General features: G+C 42.3%; 11 protein-coding genes. All 11 read right to left on the reverse strand.

The window, feature by feature from the left end; genetic code table 11:
- Positions 1 to 34: 34 nt before the first annotated feature.
- A complete protein-coding gene (locus JKG64_RS06220) occupies positions 35 to 1,399 on the reverse strand; it encodes a RagB/SusD family nutrient uptake outer membrane protein (RefSeq protein ID WP_210353456.1) in 1,365 nt (454 codons plus the stop codon).
- 12 nt (positions 1,400 to 1,411) lie between these two features.
- Positions 1,412 to 4,579: a SusC/RagA family TonB-linked outer membrane protein gene (locus JKG64_RS06225; protein ID WP_210353457.1), complete on the reverse strand. Its 3,168-nt coding sequence runs from the start codon at positions 4,577 to 4,579 to the stop codon at positions 1,412 to 1,414.
- Positions 4,576 to 5,697 carry a TlpA family protein disulfide reductase gene (locus JKG64_RS06230; RefSeq protein ID WP_210353458.1) on the reverse strand — a complete coding sequence of 374 codons (1,122 nt, stop codon included), beginning with the start codon at positions 5,695 to 5,697 and terminating at the stop codon, positions 4,576 to 4,578. The genes JKG64_RS06225 and JKG64_RS06230 overlap by 4 nt, the downstream gene beginning before the upstream one ends.
- 215 nt (positions 5,698 to 5,912) lie before the next feature.
- Entirely contained in the window at positions 5,913 to 6,524 is a 612-nt protein-coding gene (locus JKG64_RS06235) for an STN and carboxypeptidase regulatory-like domain-containing protein (protein ID WP_210353459.1), read from the reverse strand.
- 138 nt (positions 6,525 to 6,662) lie between these two features.
- A complete protein-coding gene (locus JKG64_RS06240; protein WP_210353460.1) occupies positions 6,663 to 7,781 on the reverse strand; it encodes a FecR family protein in 1,119 nt (372 codons plus the stop codon).
- A 181-nt stretch (positions 7,782 to 7,962) separates the two neighbouring features.
- Positions 7,963 to 8,532: an RNA polymerase sigma factor gene (locus JKG64_RS06245; RefSeq protein ID WP_210353461.1), complete on the reverse strand. Its 570-nt coding sequence runs from the start codon at positions 8,530 to 8,532 to the stop codon at positions 7,963 to 7,965.
- Between the two features lie 403 nt (positions 8,533 to 8,935).
- Positions 8,936 to 9,226, reverse strand: a complete 291-nt coding sequence (locus JKG64_RS06250; RefSeq protein WP_210353462.1) for a hypothetical protein — start codon at positions 9,224 to 9,226, stop codon at positions 8,936 to 8,938.
- 255 nt (positions 9,227 to 9,481) lie between these two features.
- A complete protein-coding gene (locus JKG64_RS06255) occupies positions 9,482 to 10,123 on the reverse strand; it encodes a TlpA family protein disulfide reductase (RefSeq protein WP_210353463.1) in 642 nt (213 codons plus the stop codon).
- A gap of 30 nt (positions 10,124 to 10,153) precedes the next feature.
- Positions 10,154 to 11,509, reverse strand: coding sequence for a RagB/SusD family nutrient uptake outer membrane protein (locus JKG64_RS06260; RefSeq protein ID WP_210353464.1), 1,356 nt, complete (start codon positions 11,507 to 11,509; stop codon positions 10,154 to 10,156).
- Positions 11,510 to 11,512: 3 nt separating this feature from the next.
- Positions 11,513 to 15,079, reverse strand: a complete 3,567-nt coding sequence (locus tag JKG64_RS06265; protein ID WP_210353465.1) for a SusC/RagA family TonB-linked outer membrane protein — start codon at positions 15,077 to 15,079, stop codon at positions 11,513 to 11,515.
- 219 nt (positions 15,080 to 15,298) lie between these two features.
- On the reverse strand, positions 15,299 to 16,444 hold the full coding sequence (locus JKG64_RS06270) for a FecR domain-containing protein (RefSeq protein WP_210353466.1): 1,146 nt from the start codon (positions 16,442 to 16,444) through the stop codon (positions 15,299 to 15,301).
- Between the last annotated feature and the right edge of the window lie 84 nt (positions 16,445 to 16,528).

Below are 16,528 nucleotides of genomic sequence, written 5' to 3' on the forward strand. Positions count from 1 at the left end.
ATTTTGGAGGTAGTCGAAAACACATCTTCTTCTTTTATCGTTTATTCTGCGGAGTGCCCGTAGGATATTGTGTTTCTGTTGGGATCAGAAATGTGTAGCAGGAGCTGTTGGGTTTGAGTTCATAGCTCTTACCGCCAAAATCACGGTACATCGTTCGAGCATATTTAGTATCTTGATTCAACCTTCTTAGATCAGACCAGGTGACGCCTCTTAGGACGAGTTCCCGCCTCCTTTCGGTTATAATTTCTGGCAACAGCTGATTGTCCGCTATGTCCAGTGCTTTATATTGATCTTTTACAAATCGATTCATCCGCAATCTTTCCAAACTCTGCCGTGCCTGTACATAGTCACCTTCTCTCGCACTGCATTCTGCATCGATCAACAGATTTTCCGCGGTAGTCAAACCACCGAATAGCCCAGTCCCAGCACTATAGCTTCCGATAAAAGTTCCCTTTGGCGAAAAGTATAATTGTTTTCGGTGATCGTTATCCTCATATAATCCATAAAGATCTTCACTAACAATCCCCTCCCAGTTGACAACGCTGTTGATCATGTTAATGTGAAAAATAACTTCATCATTTAGCACCGGCATAGGATATTCCGCTTTCTTATCGACGGCATTAAAGTCCAATATTTTGTTATTCAGTGTTATTGATCTGCGTGCATTCTCTCCTGCATTTTCGTACGCTCCCATCACCAGGTGTATCTTGGCCAACAACGCGTATGCAGCCCCTTTGGATGGCCGTGTTTTGTATAAGGGTATATCAGGCAATAGTTCCGATGCTTTTTCCGCATCCTCAATGATCATTTTGTACGTTTCCGCTAAACTAGGTCGTATAAAAGGTAAGCTGATATCACTCGTCAAACGCATGGGCAGTCCCAAATCGGATGTTGCATTTGGGCCATACGGAACAGCATAGATCTGTGCAAGATGAAAATAGATGTATGCTCGAAAGAAAAGTGCGGTTCCCTCGACATTATCGGCCGCAACTGAATGTTGCGACCCAATTTTCTTAAGGTTATCCAATACAATATTACTATACATGACTGTCTTATAGGGCAACATCCAGTTCAGTACTGTCTGTTCGTCGTCCATATATTCAGGTGTCCAAAAGTATAGATCCCGAAGGACCTGTTGGAACGCGCTCACCCGAGCATCTGGAAAATAAAAATCATCGGTTGAAGATTCTCCGAGAACGGGCAGCGGTGCACCGCCACTTACCGTTGCCCCATTCATCACCACGGTATTATCCATTAATGCCTGCATATCTTCGATTGTTTCAGGTACAACAAGCCCGTTATTATTGATTTCTTCAAAGAAACCTTTGCTACAGCCCCCCAATGCTAAAAGCAAAGAGATCAATAGGATCATGAAGTTAATAGAATATTTTTTCATCATTCTTTAATTAAGTTAAAAAGTTAGATTTAGTCCCAGCGTAAAGCTTTTTTGAGGTCTGATCGTATTTTCATAAAAGGGATCCAAGCCTCTCGAATTGGCCAGCCATAGATATCCCAGATTAGAAACATAGCCTTTCAACACTAGCGACTTTATCCCATATCTTTTCAGGAGTTCAGGTCGTACGCTGTAGTCTAGATATACATCATGTAAAGCGATATAATCTGCTTTCTCTACCAAAGCTGAGCTACCAATATAAAAAGAAGTTGCATTTCCATTGAATGGATATACCAATGCCGGTACATCCGTCCGTTTTTCATCACCAGGTTGCTGCCACCGATCGGCATAGTCAGCATGCCCGGTCCAACTTGTTGCCATCATACCATAAGATATACTTGAACGTTTGAAATAACTTCCAAACCGATAGTCAAGATTAAAAGTCAGTGACAGATCGCCATAGCGCAATGTGTTTGACAATGCGCCAAATACCGTCGCTTTTGCTGGTCCACGATAGGCTAATGTCCCGACAGGTGCATTCATTATTTTGCTATACTCGTTAGAAATTTCTCCGTTAAGATATCCCCTTGGCATTCCATTTTCAGCATCCAATCCCGCCCATTGATAACCGAACACCGTATATACCGGATACCCGATCAATGGCGTTACGGAGTTATTGGAGTTGATGTAACTCTGCGCGGTTGTAGACTGGCTATAATATTCTTTCACTTTGGAATGGTTGACACTAAAGACAATTGTACTTTCCCAACTAAATTTCGGTTGCCGGATATTGACCGTATTTAAGGTCAAATCCACGCCATCACCGGTAGTAGTGGCAACATTGCCAAGAAAGACACTTTTGCCCGACAGGTTTCCCAGCCCTGTGGTGGGGTCGATATCGCTATTACTTAATAGATCGGTATTCCGTTTTGTATAATACTCCAGCGATCCCGAAAGTCGATTTTTGAAAAATCCAAAGTCCAATCCAAAATTGAGCAGTCTATTTTTTTCCCAACGAAGTGATTCATTGGGCGGATTCTGCACATCCGCCCGTGGCGCATTGGTGAGGTAAGCATTCGAAAGCGTAATGGTTGTGATTCCAACCGCATCGCCGACATTACCACTATAACCGAAGGTGGACCTTACACTCAATTTATTTATCCAATCCGTTTTGAACCAGTCCTCCTGATGAATATGCCATAACCCACCCACTGACCATAACGGTATCTTTCGATTATTCGTCTTAACACCAAATAAGTTGGATTGATCGACACGAGCACTACCGGAAAGGCTATACCTCCCTTTAAAAGTATACGCTAGATTACCAAAATATGAAAAAAATCGAGTCGTAGTGGAGGTCATACTGCCACCATAAGGAATATTGCCACTCCCGCTTGCATCGTAATATTTATAACGCGTCACATAATCCACAGGCACAATAACTAATCCGCGCTCTGCATAGCCATAGGCGATATTACTATGGCCGACAATTTTATTCTCCCGCACTTCCATCCCCAACATCGCATCGAGATGATGGTCTGTAGCAAAACTACGTTCAAAGTTAGCCTGTATGCGCCCCTGCTGGCTCCTTTGTTCAGCTGCCTCGGTCTGCAAAATATCTCCCACAGGAACTGGGGATGAGACCACACCAGTTGCACTTACCTGCGCAAAACGGTTGGTCAAATTGCGTACATCGTATGAATTTCGATCCCGTAGCGTCCGCTGATCACCAACCTGTTTTTGATACTGGTAGTTGGCAATAAGAGACACTCCCTCGATGGGACGATACAGCAGCGAAGGATTAAACAAATACTCGGTAGACTTATTTGTAGCATTGCTTGAATTGTGATAAATCTCATCCAAAGGTGTAAACGTCCAATCCAAGAGCCCTTTCTCCATCGCACTTTGCTTAAATGTATCGCGCAGACCATTCGGTAATGGTAAATAAGAACCATCATCAGCAGTCAACTCGGCATAGGGATATAAGAATTTACCAGATCCCAGAGAGAAACTCGTTAAGTCATTTAATATCGATGGGTATAAATTGCTCATGGTCTTTTGGCTAAACACAATATTACTCGTCAATTCCAACCGTTTACCCAATTGGTAGCTCGTATTAGAACGAATGGAAAAGCGATTGTTGGAATTCTTGACCTTATCCTCCTTGTTATGGTCATAATTGGCCGAAAGGAAATAGCGGAGGGCGTTATTGCCACCCCTAATATTTATACCATATTGCTGAACCAATTTATTGGTATAAAGAAACCTTTCGACATCATCACGCACATCTATTGTCCTTAACCTATCTATCCGGGAGGACGCAGTCTGGGCATCAATTAGGCCATTGCGCAGGAGAACCAATGTTTCAACAACAGGCGTCTGTGCAACAGGATATGGTCGAGTCAATTGACTATCGTAGTATCCTTTGTTGAATAGCATCGTTTCAAAATCAATAAAATCTGAGCTTGGCACCCGTTTTAACCGAGAAAGGTCTGGCTTTGGTGCATAGGCTAAAGAGCTATTGAAACTGACAGTAGGACGATCATTTACTTTCCCTGCTTTGGTTCGAATAACCACAACACCATTCCCCGCCCTAGCCCCCCATATCGAAGAGGCCGCCGCATCTTTTAACACTGTAATACTTTCAATATCATTCGAATTGATCAAGGTAATATCACCATCATAAGCCATATTATCCAAAATATACAAGGGCTGATCGTTGGAAAAGATCGTATTACGTCCACGTATATTCATTTTCGGCGTCACGTTTGATGAGACATTAGGCTGATCAAAACGTATCGACGCCACACGACCGTTCAGCTGCTCCAATACGTTCTGATGGATCCTGCGATCTATCTGACTTCGCCCAACAAGTTCAAACGAACCAGTCACACGCTCCCGTGGTTTGATCTGATAGCCAGTGGAAACAGGCGTTTCTTCAATCTCATATTGCTTGGGTGTTAATTCAATAGATAGATACTTAATATTTGGACCAACTTCTATTATCCTGCTTGAATAACCAATAACACTAAATTCAACCTCTTTAACTCTATCTTGTTTATCTACGCTATCTATTATTTCATTTTTAAAAGACTTGTATTTGCGTTGTCCATAAGTATATGAAAATGAAATTATTAAAATAGCAACCGGTAAGAGAAGATTTATGATAAATTTGGAAATACTCATAATTTTCTGATAATTAATTGTTTCACCCTATTCCTTTCGATGGTGGCAATGATACCATACCTTTTAAGCCAGCGGTTCATTTCTTTAAGCGATTTAAATTGACATTCCTTTTTTTCATCAAAAAGAACATTTGCCTGGGCAGGCATTGCATAGATACCTCTTTCCCGATCCATATTGATGGTATAGATCAATCCCCGAAGTGACATACGTTGCTTGTCCAGTACCACAGGATGATCAAATGCGAGATCTTGGGTCGCATTTTTCCTAGCATCAATTGTCTTACCAAATACAAGTGTGGGTATATCGCTAGTGGCTGTATCTGCAGTCCAGCCGAAATAAGACTCTAGGTCAGACTTTACCTTGGCACGAAGCCTGTCCTTTGCATCGGCAGGAAAGATCAGTTCATAAGTAAGCACCGAATCCATCAATTTTTGTTGATCAGAAGGATAGATAATCTGGTTATTGGCATACATCGCTGCTTCCGGATACACAGCCACCCAACTATTCATAAAAACATTATTTATCATCTTTAGGATAATCCGGTTTCTCAAGCTATCGTGCGATAATAAGTACATGGAAGGTATCCCATCTAATAATCCAGAAAAGATGGACCTACTTATAAAGTTGTTCTCAGGACCATTAAGATCATTGACAAATAGTGGATACCTCGGGTTAAAATTAAGGTCGTCGTATTTCATTTTTATCAGCACGTCGCGACCATTTAGCATATCATTTAAATTTTTCCTATTGATATATTCCGGAAAAGTGATTGCTTTTACCTTATTATCAGCTATGATGACGACATGAGGTAGAATCTTTCTAGGGAAATATGCGCCAATTCCAGTCGTATCATTGTCTCCGAGCACATTCGTAGATTTTAATACGATCTCTTTATCGTGCATCCAGGGAATTACCTTTTTGGAGGGATCGTTACTTACTGGTACGATGGATAGTCTACCATTATATTCAGCATTCAAAGAATCAACTTTCGGAAATAATTTGATACAGCTTTTACACCAAGTATTCCAAAAGTCTAGGATTAATAGCTTCTGATTTTTATAGTCTGCTAATGTACCAGTCTTATTTTGCGTGCTCGGATTTATAATTTCGAGCGGCATATTCCACAGCTCTTCAGGTATGGTATCTCCTATTTCAAGAGGGGAAATAAATAAATTTCTAACGTTTTTGCTAGGCTGGTTCTGTGCATGCAAACATGTTAATTCCCCAATTGAAAAAATACAAAAAAAATAAATTAACAAAATAAATCCCTTTTTGGTTTGCATAGCCAAAAAGCTATATACAAAGTTCCTCCATTTCATATTTTCCATATCCATTACTTGTAAAATTCCGAATCGCCATTCTTGGAAATTACGATTCTAAAATCTCCATTCTTGTCCGACTCTGTACTGATACCATCTCTCCTCACTCTTATAGTTACTCCTTCTATAGGTTGTTTTGTCTCTGCATCAATCACTCTCCCCTCAATAACCCACTCCTTGGTATCGGGATCTTCGTATTGGTTGATCTCGATTTTGCTCTTAGGTGGACCTACCTTCTTCGCCTTAATGGTAATTACCTTTTCATCTATAGCATAGTCAAAAGGCTGGTCGGATAGGATGGTTTTTACAGCCTGCTCGACAGGTATATCCTTAAGATGTACGGTGACGCGTTTAGCGGATTGCAGCTGTTTGGCGTTAAAAACAAAGGCATAGCCACTTTGCTTGTAAAGTGCGTCGAACACCTTATCCAGACGTTCGTTTTGCACATGGATATCGACACGCTGGGCATGGACACTGGCCTGTACAGTCAGCGTAAAAATCGTCAGTAAGAGGACGGTTAGTTTCATGGTCATCAAAATTTTGAATAGCACGGGTTGATCAAACCAGGATATCCGCATAGCACAAGGCCACCCAAAATCCTGCTTGATATGAAATTTGAAATTCATACATTTGTTATGTTAGGTTAAAAAAATTCTATTACTTGCACGAGTACTGGGACGTACTGACCGACATCGACCGAGGGTATATCCAGTACCTTCGGTTTTTTGTCTTACCTAGGCCAATAGCGTCTATCTGTCACACTATTATCTATATTGCACCGTGACCCTCCTTCCTTGAATAGTAAACTTCAGCGTACTTGTATGTTCCAATGCAGCGAGTACCTGCGACAGCCGTAGCGTTCGTGGCAACGTAGCATAGAATGTCTCATTCGGCAGGTTTCGTGGATCTACCTCTACATCATACCAACGGCTCAGCTCCAGCATGATATCCCTGATATCGGTACCTTTGAATACAAAAGTATTGTCCAGCCAAGCCATGACCTGTGTCAGATCCGCCTCCTGTACAGTCAGACGCCCGCCTTGCACTTCAGCCTGTTGACCTGGAATCAGAGGCTTCACCGCACCAGTACTGAGATTCTTAAGATTGATCTTCCCTTCAGCGAGTGTTGTCCTCACCTTGGCATCCTCTGCATAGGCGGTTATATTGAATTTGGTCCCTAATACCTGCACTTCCTGGCCCCTGCTTTTCACAACAAAGGGCTGCGACGGATTAGTTTTTACTTCAAAGTAGGCTTCCCCCACCAGTTCTACTTCACGAGTGCCTCCTACAAAACGGTTCGGATAGCGAAGACTGGTGCCCGCATTCAGTTTGACCTTGGTTCCATCGGGCAGTGACACTCTGTACATACCTCCTTTCGGTGTGATAATCTGATTGTAACTTACAGGCATATCGTCATCCACCTCCTGATAACTGATGGTTCCATCGCTGTTCTTTTGTATGTTCACCCCCATCTCGCGGATCAGACTATCAGATCCCATAGCGTCGACATCTATCCGCCGTCCATCTCCCAACACCAATATAGCTTGGTTGCTTGCAGGAAGCGCATCGTTCTCCACCATTGGTATAGAAGCTGCTGGCTCTTCTTTTTCGAGATAGGTGTAGCCTAACCATCCCCCGATCAATAGGAGACAAGCCACGGCTATACCATACTTTTTCCAGAACCAGAAAGTATTACGTCGCAATGGATACTGCTGCGGAATATCTTTTCCGCTCTCAAAAGACTCTCGCATCTTGGATAGCTTTGGCCATTCCGTACTCCCCTGCACAAGGACGTTGAAATATTGCTCGACCAACTTCCGCTCCTCTTCCATGCAGTTGCCCGCTTTATATTTTTCGATTAATTGCTTTGCATTTTTTTCCATACCATCGTATTCTATAGGGGTATTTATAGGTATGGCAGTTTAGGGCTCAATATTTCCCGAAAAAAGTTTTTTTTATTTTGACAAGAAAGAATAGTCCTTAATAGTTGATAGTTCCTCCGATACTCAGAGCTAGGTTTCTACTTCGGTCTGGATGAAACGATCTAGATTAAACGAAAGGTCGTTAGTATGCAAAAAGAAAAAAAACAAAGCGTTTGAAGGTATGCCCGAGCTTCTTGAGGGTCTGGCTCATCAGGTTCTTGACCGTTTTTTCGGAAATGCCCAGTTGCTCTGCAATCGCACTATCGGGGATATTCTGCTGACGTAGGTTAAATACCTGGGACATCTTTTGGGGCAGCTTGGCCAATTCCGTCTGCAATTGTGCAAACAGTTCTTTCTCTTCGATATTCCGATCGACCACATAAGCCCCCTCATCCAGATAATGTTGGAAATGATCAGCAAAATCCGTCCGCACCTTATAGTGCGCCTTTAGATTAAGAAATTTATGCCGTACTGTGCGGAACAAATAAGCAATAAGCGACGTTTCAATATGCAACAAGGCTTTTTTCTCCCAGATATATACAAAGGCCTCTTGCACAAAATCAGCCGCGAGATCTTCATCATCTACCAATCGATAAGCATAAAGATATAGTGCGTCATGGTGCGTCGCGTACAACGAAGAAAAAGCGTCGTGATCCCCCTCTCTAAGGCGATGCAGTAATTCTCTTTCAGATATAGCATTCGATATGGTCATTCGCTCCGGTTAGTCCCAGCTAAGTAAAGAAAAAAATGGGGTAATGGCAAATTTCCATTTTGCGCGCAAAAGAAAGGTCCCACAGAAATTTTAGGGTCTAATTTAGATTTATCGAGGAATCTGACTTACTTTTAAATTAAGTAGTGCGTCATGAGCCATAGGAAGTATTTAACGACTATCATTGGGATTCAATGATATATTCTCACCACTTAAACTCTATTAACCAGATAGAAATATTCAAAAAAAATGAAAAACCATAGCATATATTTCCCAATCAATGAGAGCTCGCTAATTCATTCTGAAGAAAGTGGAATAATGTCATATGTGAATATCAAGCGTATTAGTGTGCCATCTTTAAGAGGTTTACTGGTGAAAATAGAACTCAGACCACTTTGATATCCCGTCAGCACTGAATAAAAACTGAGAATAGTAGGGATAACACCATTACCCCCAATAAAAAGAGCTCCGAATAATCATATGCTATCTTGTAATCGCGCTTTCGTTTAAACGTAGTATCGTTGCCCTTTTCCAGCACTTGGGTAATATTCTCGTGAGAAATTTCTTCTGCCCTTGTAAAGGCGACCACTTTATCCCGCTGATATATCCAGACATAATGAGGAAGACAGCCATGAGGGAAGTCGCTAGACAACAATGTGTCGTCTGCAACCGTACTAACAAATCTCTTTTCATCCATGTGCTTAGCACCCACTTTGATTTATCGTATGTGTCTCCAAAATTAATGGATAGTTTATGGAAAAGTAAATGGAGGAATAAAAGCGACCATTAAACTAAAGCCGTTGTACAAAATGTGGCAGCTTAAAATAAGTAATAGCAATAAGCTATTCCGAAGTAAATCCGAGACTGCTTATTGCTATGCACTATATTGGCATTGTCTAGCTCCTCTTGCGGAGGGGCTGTACCTCTGACAATGTTGTTTTACAGTTTACATTCACTTATTAACGCCTCTCGTCCGAAGGTGTGGCATTTCATACTTTACACAGCTGTCTACAAAAGCTTTCACGCGCATTTCATCTGCAAACTCCGCGCTGGTAATAGCTGCTACACGCCCTATCGGAGTAATCCATACATAGTGCGGAACTCCTTTGTGAGGAAATAGCGCATTTAAGTATTCGTCTTTAAAAACTGTTGACAGATCATGATTTCGCAAAAAGTCGTTTCTCAATCTGTGAATATGTTCACTTCCGGCTTTATTAACAAGCAAAACATTGAAATAAGGCTCAAACTTTTGCTGAAATGCAAATAGTTTAGGGAACTTAGTAATACAAGATGCACAATCATTACTCCAAAAGTCTATTATTATAGCCTTACCTCTAAATTTTTCCAAGGGAACACTCGATGTATCACCTTTAACATATAGTTTCACTTGTTGATCCCAAAAGTTGTCGGGGAGGTAATCATTAACACCAATAGACGAAATATTAAATATTCCTGTGGTTTCTTTGAAAGGAGTTTTACCGTTTTCTTGGCCAATAGCCGTGCTCCATATACAGTTTAATAATAGCAAACTTAAAATAAATAATGCATTACAAAGGGGGCTAAAAAAACATCTTCCTAATATATTTTTTTTCATTGTTTGTCGTTTTAGATTTTTAAATAATAATTATCTTACATTCTGTTGCATAACCGTCTGCCGGATCACTTCTTCAGGTATCAGGTAGTAGTAACGGCTATCATTTGGCGGTAGCTCGGCTATCACATTTCCAGAATCGTCCTTCCTTTGCAAAACAATATCCCGTCCCTGCTCACGATTTAAACGTTTTATATCGCTCCACCTTACTCCTCTAAAGATCAACTCCTTACGGCGCTCATTCAAGATTAGATTAATTGCCTGTTCTTTATCCGAAAATGAAATCGGAATATAGGTTCCTAACCTCCATTTATAGGTTAACAAGTTATTTAGTTGCTCCGCTGCTTTATTCAGATTCCCATTGCGTGCGGCACATTCTGCTGAGATCAGTAGCACTTCGTCCGTTGTCAGTCCAAAGAATAAAGTTGAAAATGTACCCGGATAGTTCCCTTTCAAGCCAATGTGCCCATTTCCTTTGTCATAGAAATAAGCACTTTTACGAAGATCATGATCGGCATATTGTTCATACAGTTCGCGATTTACATTGGCACTGTTCTGTAAAAGCAGATTTCCTGTTACACCATAAACCGCATAGATAATCTCATTATGGTTGATCGGAAAGGGACTCATGCTTTCTAAATCCAGCGTATTGAGATCCGTTACTTTACGATAAAGTTTTAGGGATGCATCAGCGTATTTTTCTGCCAGCTCATATTGATTGAACGACAGATAAATACGGGACAAAAGGGCATAGGCTGCAGCCTTCGTCGGTTTTACTTTTGATACAGCGGTTTCAGGGAGAAGATCTAGCGCTTCGTTGAGATCCTTTAATATGGCGGAAACATTTTCAGCAACAGTACCACGTTGTGAGACGACCGCATAATCCGAAGTCAGTCGTATCGGGATACCCGGTTTTGTGTCCGAACCCGGCTGGCCTATTTCTGTGTACACTTGCGCTTCACAATAATGTGCCAGCGCTCTGGTAAACAGTGCTTCACCTCGCATTGTCTTCTTCTCTGATTCAGCACCCATTTTTATACGATCTAGCGCCTCCAATGCTACATTTGCCGTCATTACAGCCCGATAGCCCTTGTACCAATCTCCTGATAGATCAATTGCAGGATAGTTCTTCTTCCATAGGTACATCCCCTGATCAGTTTCACTCATATTTCTAAGAGTATTATCATCGAGGTAATAGTCGTCAGTGCCATTTTCCAATAACGAAGAGGCGAACACATTCAGATTACTGACATCATTGAGCAAGCCCCTGATATCCGCCATCGTTTCGGGTACTGCAATTGAAGCATCCGGTTTTAGATCAAGATACTTCTTACAGGAGACTAAGGTGAAGAACGCGCACCCTATAATTAATAAAATACAGTTTTTCATTATTTAATATTTTACGTTGATATTTAAACCATAAGTACGTATAGCGGGAATACCATAACTATCCGGATCAAGCCCATATTTGTTCTTCCTCCAGATAATCCCCACATTGTTTACATAGCCATTCACAGCTATTGCTATCGGTTTATGTGCTGTCTTGGCAGCAAACGAATAACCTAGGCGAATATCAGAGATTCGTATATGGTCACCTTTTAGCACATTCATCGACGAATTGGCATAAAAGTCATCCCTACTGGCGTTAGCTGGATAAATCATTGATGGCACTGAAGTCCTGGTCTCGTCGCCAGGCTGCTGCCATCTATCAGCAAAGTCTGCATTTCCTTTCCATGATTTGAAGAGCGCTGCGTAATTGATCGTCTCCTTTTGGAAGAAGTAACCAAATTTGTACACCAGATTGACTGAAGCTTGGAATCCTTTCCATTGAACACTTGGCCTCAAGCTTCCCTGATACGTCGGCAGCCCTCTACCATGATAGTTCAGGTTCTGGACAGAATCATACAGTATGCCGGAATAATTCTTGCTGACTTCACCCCGATACCAGCCCAGCGGATCGCCGGTATCCGGATCGAGGCCTTTAAATTGATAGGAGAAAATCGGGTAGAGTGCTTTTCCCTCAACAGGCAGCAAGGTTCTTCCTCCAGCCGAGGCATAATACGTAGTATTGGATAATATGCCATTATATTTTGACACTTTATCGGTCGTATAGCTAAATAAGGCGTCTATCCCTACACGCAAAGAGCTATTCAATGATTTGCGATAGCCGAGGTTCAGATCGAGCCCCTTACCAGTTAATTCGCCAACATTACGTCGCATATTATAAAGTCCTAACGTCGGATCGATGGCTTCTGACGCCAATAGGTCAGTAGACTTTTTGAGGTAATAATCAAAACTTCCCGACAAGGTATTGTTCAGAAATGCAAAGTCTATGGCGAAGTTGGTCATCCGCACATCTTCCCACTTTAAGTTGGGATTAGGGAGTGCACCTACACTGGCCTTTCGCTCGGTCTCCAGATCATTTCTCGGATTGTCATAATAGATAATCGGCAGTGTAGTTGATACCCCGCCTAAGTTACCCGAATGCCCGACCGTCGTTCTAAATTTCAACAGATCTATCCAGTTCAACTTATCCATAAACTTCTCATTTGTGATGACCCAGGCTAGACCTGCAGACCAGAGTGGATTCCATCTATCATTGGTTTTTACGCCAAATAAATTCGATGCATCACGGCGAGCAGAAAAATTGGCGATATACCGATTTTTATAGGTCACTGCAGCATTTCCAAATAAGGATACAAAGCGATTACTGGTCCGTCCAAATCCATTATAAAATGGAATCCGCGAATTGCCTGAAAGGTTACTATAGATGGGATAAGTGTTAATGGGATCAACGTTGATGCTGGTCATTGTATTTTCATCGTAACCATAGGCAGTATTCAATCTTGTATCCGTACTTGCGTGACTAATTTCTGCACCCGAAAATAGGTTAAACTTCCAATCCTCCTGTAAGCTGAAGTCCGAGCTCGCCTGAAAACGTGCCTTATGTGACAGCATCCGGCTGGTATTATTCTGCATAATATCTCCCAGTGGTACAATCCGTGTAATAGCGCCATTTTTAACCTGACTGAACCGATTAATTAGATCACGCGAGTAGAAGGAGTTCACACCATTGCGCTTTTCTGTATCGACAGACTGATTCTCATAATTGTACAGACCACTCAGCGTCAAAAACGGAAAAGGTTTGTAGGTCAGAGTTCCATTCAGTACGATATCCTTTGTATTGCTGTTTGTCTGACTTTCCTTATAGTCTTCCAGAGGCTTATACGTCCAATCGAGCAACTGTGGATCAGGGATATTTTGCACAAAAGAAAGGTTGTAGTTGTATGGGATAGCCAGCGAACTTCCATCATCACTTTTTAATTGTGCATACGGATACAGCGCAGCCTTACCTCCTAACGGATTGATCGGAAAAGAAGGAAAAGTAGGACTTGACGTCGACTTTTGGTTGGACCAAGCCATGCCTACTTGTAACTGCAGCTGATCCGAAAAATCGTATCGATTCGAAGTCTGCAATGTCAGACGCTGGCTATTACTCGCCTGCTGTTCGCTGTTACGATCATACCCAACGGCAATACGATTCGTAAATTTATCCCTTGCCAAATCATTAGATAGATGGTACTGCTCCCGCACCGGATTGCGGTATAGGTTGTCCATTACCTCTCTCCTGTAATCATGATTTCGAAAAGAATTGATCTGTCGCTCTACCTCTTCTTTTGGGATCAAGCCTTTGGATTGCTGATCGAGCAACTGCACCACAGGCGAAAATACAAGAAGTCTGCTATTGACACTATTCAATGATGCCTTGTAAAAGCCCTTGTCAAACAACATACGCTCGACGTCGATAAAATCCGTTGAAGAAATATTCCGCAGGTAAAACAGATCCTGTTTTTCGCCGAAAGTCAGATTGTGGGTAAACTCCACTTTATTGTACCCTTTGCTATTCTTTTTCAGATTAATCACAATTACGCCATTTCCTGCACGTGCCCCCCAGATAGATGTTGCAGAGGCATCTTTTAATAAGGTTACGGACTCCACATCATTGGGATTGATATTGGCAATATCTCCCGAATAAGGGAAATTATCAACAATAATCAGTGGTTGCATCAGATTCTCCGAAAAAGTATTTATTCCACGGATGTTGATGACCGATTTACCTGTGCGATTGTCAAACTGAAGTCCAGGAGCCAAATATTCCAGTTTCTGCAGAATATTATTGGATATCCGTGTTGCCAATTTTGTGCTATCAATAAACTCAAAACTACCTGTCGCCCGTTCCTTCGGAACACTCTGATACCCCGTATTCACCATCACCTCCTCTACTTCTGCCGAGAAAGGCTTCAAAGAAATCACGCCCATATCCGCTCGGGCCGTAAGCCTTTGTGCCGTATAGCCTAGGTACACTACTTCCAGCTTGGCACCGTTCTGATCTTTCTGTAGCTCAAAATACCCCTGTTCATCGGTCTTGGTCTGCACTGCTGTACGTTTTCCCTGTTCGTCCAAGACATAGATAGATCCGCCTGCCAATGGTTCGCCTTTTTCATTGGTGACTCGGCCACGGATGGACTGCTGCTGTTCGCTCGCTAAAGATGATGATTGATTTGTGGCTCGCTGTAATGCTACAGCAGAGACAATATTGCCCTGAACGGTATAACCAAATGGTTGATTCCTAAAAAGCAAGGGAAGTACTTCTAGTATCTCCTTGTCTTCTGCAACGAGGTGTAGTGCTTTTGCTTGCTTAAAAAATTCTTCTTTGATCATGAACGAATAACCCGATTGCTTCTGGATCTGCTGGATAACAGATTTAAATGCAACCCCTTGGGCACGTAGACTGACTTTCTGCGCTACGGTACTCCCCCAGGCACCTAACGATAGTACGAATGTCAGGAAACAGATCATCTTCATAATGACAATAGTTTGTGTTAAAGGCCGTCTATACTGATGGATACCTGACAAAAGGTTCCGCAACAGGTCATAGGCTCCATTGTTTTTATTCATAATAGGATCATTATAGCAATACAGATCCTTCCTCACGGTTAGTAAAAAAGCCCTTCATGATATTGGGATTTTTGACTAAGTTTGTATTGCTAGGTTAAAAATTAGATAACGAAACATGCTGATTTGGGTCTGGCACCGCCGGAATTGTTGCTAGCTTTTCCGGCATTTTTTTGAGTGGATCATCCTGTAATCGCCAAATCCCTTTCTTCAATAATAGGTCTATTTCATGGCGACAACCCTCCTTCCTTCTATCTTAAACGATATTCCATAATTCAGCGTCAGCGCATCCAACACGGTAGAGAGTTTAGCATCACGGTTTAACGCGATATAGGCCCGTGTGGTCGGCTGCTCTTTTATTTCAAAAGTAACATCGTACCAGCGTTCCAGCTCGGGCAATATTTCTGCTAAGGTGGTGCTGGTCCGTATGAAATATCCGTCTTTCCATGCGGCAAAATCACTGACGTCCGAAACGGTCTGTACGCGTATAGTCTCTTTTGAAACCACCGCCTGCTTACCAGGAACCAATACCTGTTTCTGCTGTGTTGTCGCATGTTCAATCTCCACCTTTCCCTCCAGAAGGGTCGTGATACTAGATGCCACTCCGGTATAATCGCTGATGTTGAATTTTGTGCCCAATACTTTCACCCGTTGCCCACGGCTATGGACTACAAACGGCTTGTCGGGCTGATGGCTCACCTCAAAATAGGCTTCTCCCTGTAGCTCCACATCACGCTGCTGACCGTTGAATGCGATGGGGTAACGCAACGAAGAGGCTGCATTGAGCCAGACGACAGTCCCATCCCCAAGTGTTACCTGGTACTGCCCTCCACGCGGCGTCTTGAGGGTAGCATAGGTTGTCGGTTTGACAGCTAACGCTGTACCATCGCTATAATGTACCGTCTCGGATATGGCAATTCCATCTTGCTTATCCTCCAAGGGGATCTCGCTACCATCATCGATAATAAGGGTAGCCTGTGTACCACCGGGCAATATATCGGTGCCATACTGGGTAGAAGATGCTATATCTTGAGAGGCCTTGTTATCGCTACGGTAATAAAACAGTCCTACGGTCAGCAGTCCCACGACCAGGACTGCTGCAGCAACCTGCCGCCAAAGGCCAAGAGATTTCACTCTACTCGACCGTTGGATTTTATCAAAGAGCCGCTGGCCGATTTCATCTGCCAGCGACTCCACCCCGCTATCTGGATCGGGAGATACATCTGCCTGTACTTCTTCAAGTATAAGTCGGTCAAGGTCGGGATCCTTCTCTTCCTGTTCAAAATATGCCAATAGCACATCAAGCTCAGCGGCGGTGTGTTCCCCATTCAGGTATTTTAAGAATAGTGTATAAATCTCTTTGTTCATGACCTTCTTTATTAGCTAATACACCTATAGGAAGAAAAGCATTTATGCAAAAAAGAAAAAAAGCAATAAACAACTAAATATGAG

Origin of the sequence: Sphingobacterium tabacisoli (genome assembly GCF_017908035.1) — a bacterium.
Taxonomy (GTDB): Bacteria; Bacteroidota; Bacteroidia; order Sphingobacteriales; family Sphingobacteriaceae; genus Sphingobacterium; species Sphingobacterium tabacisoli.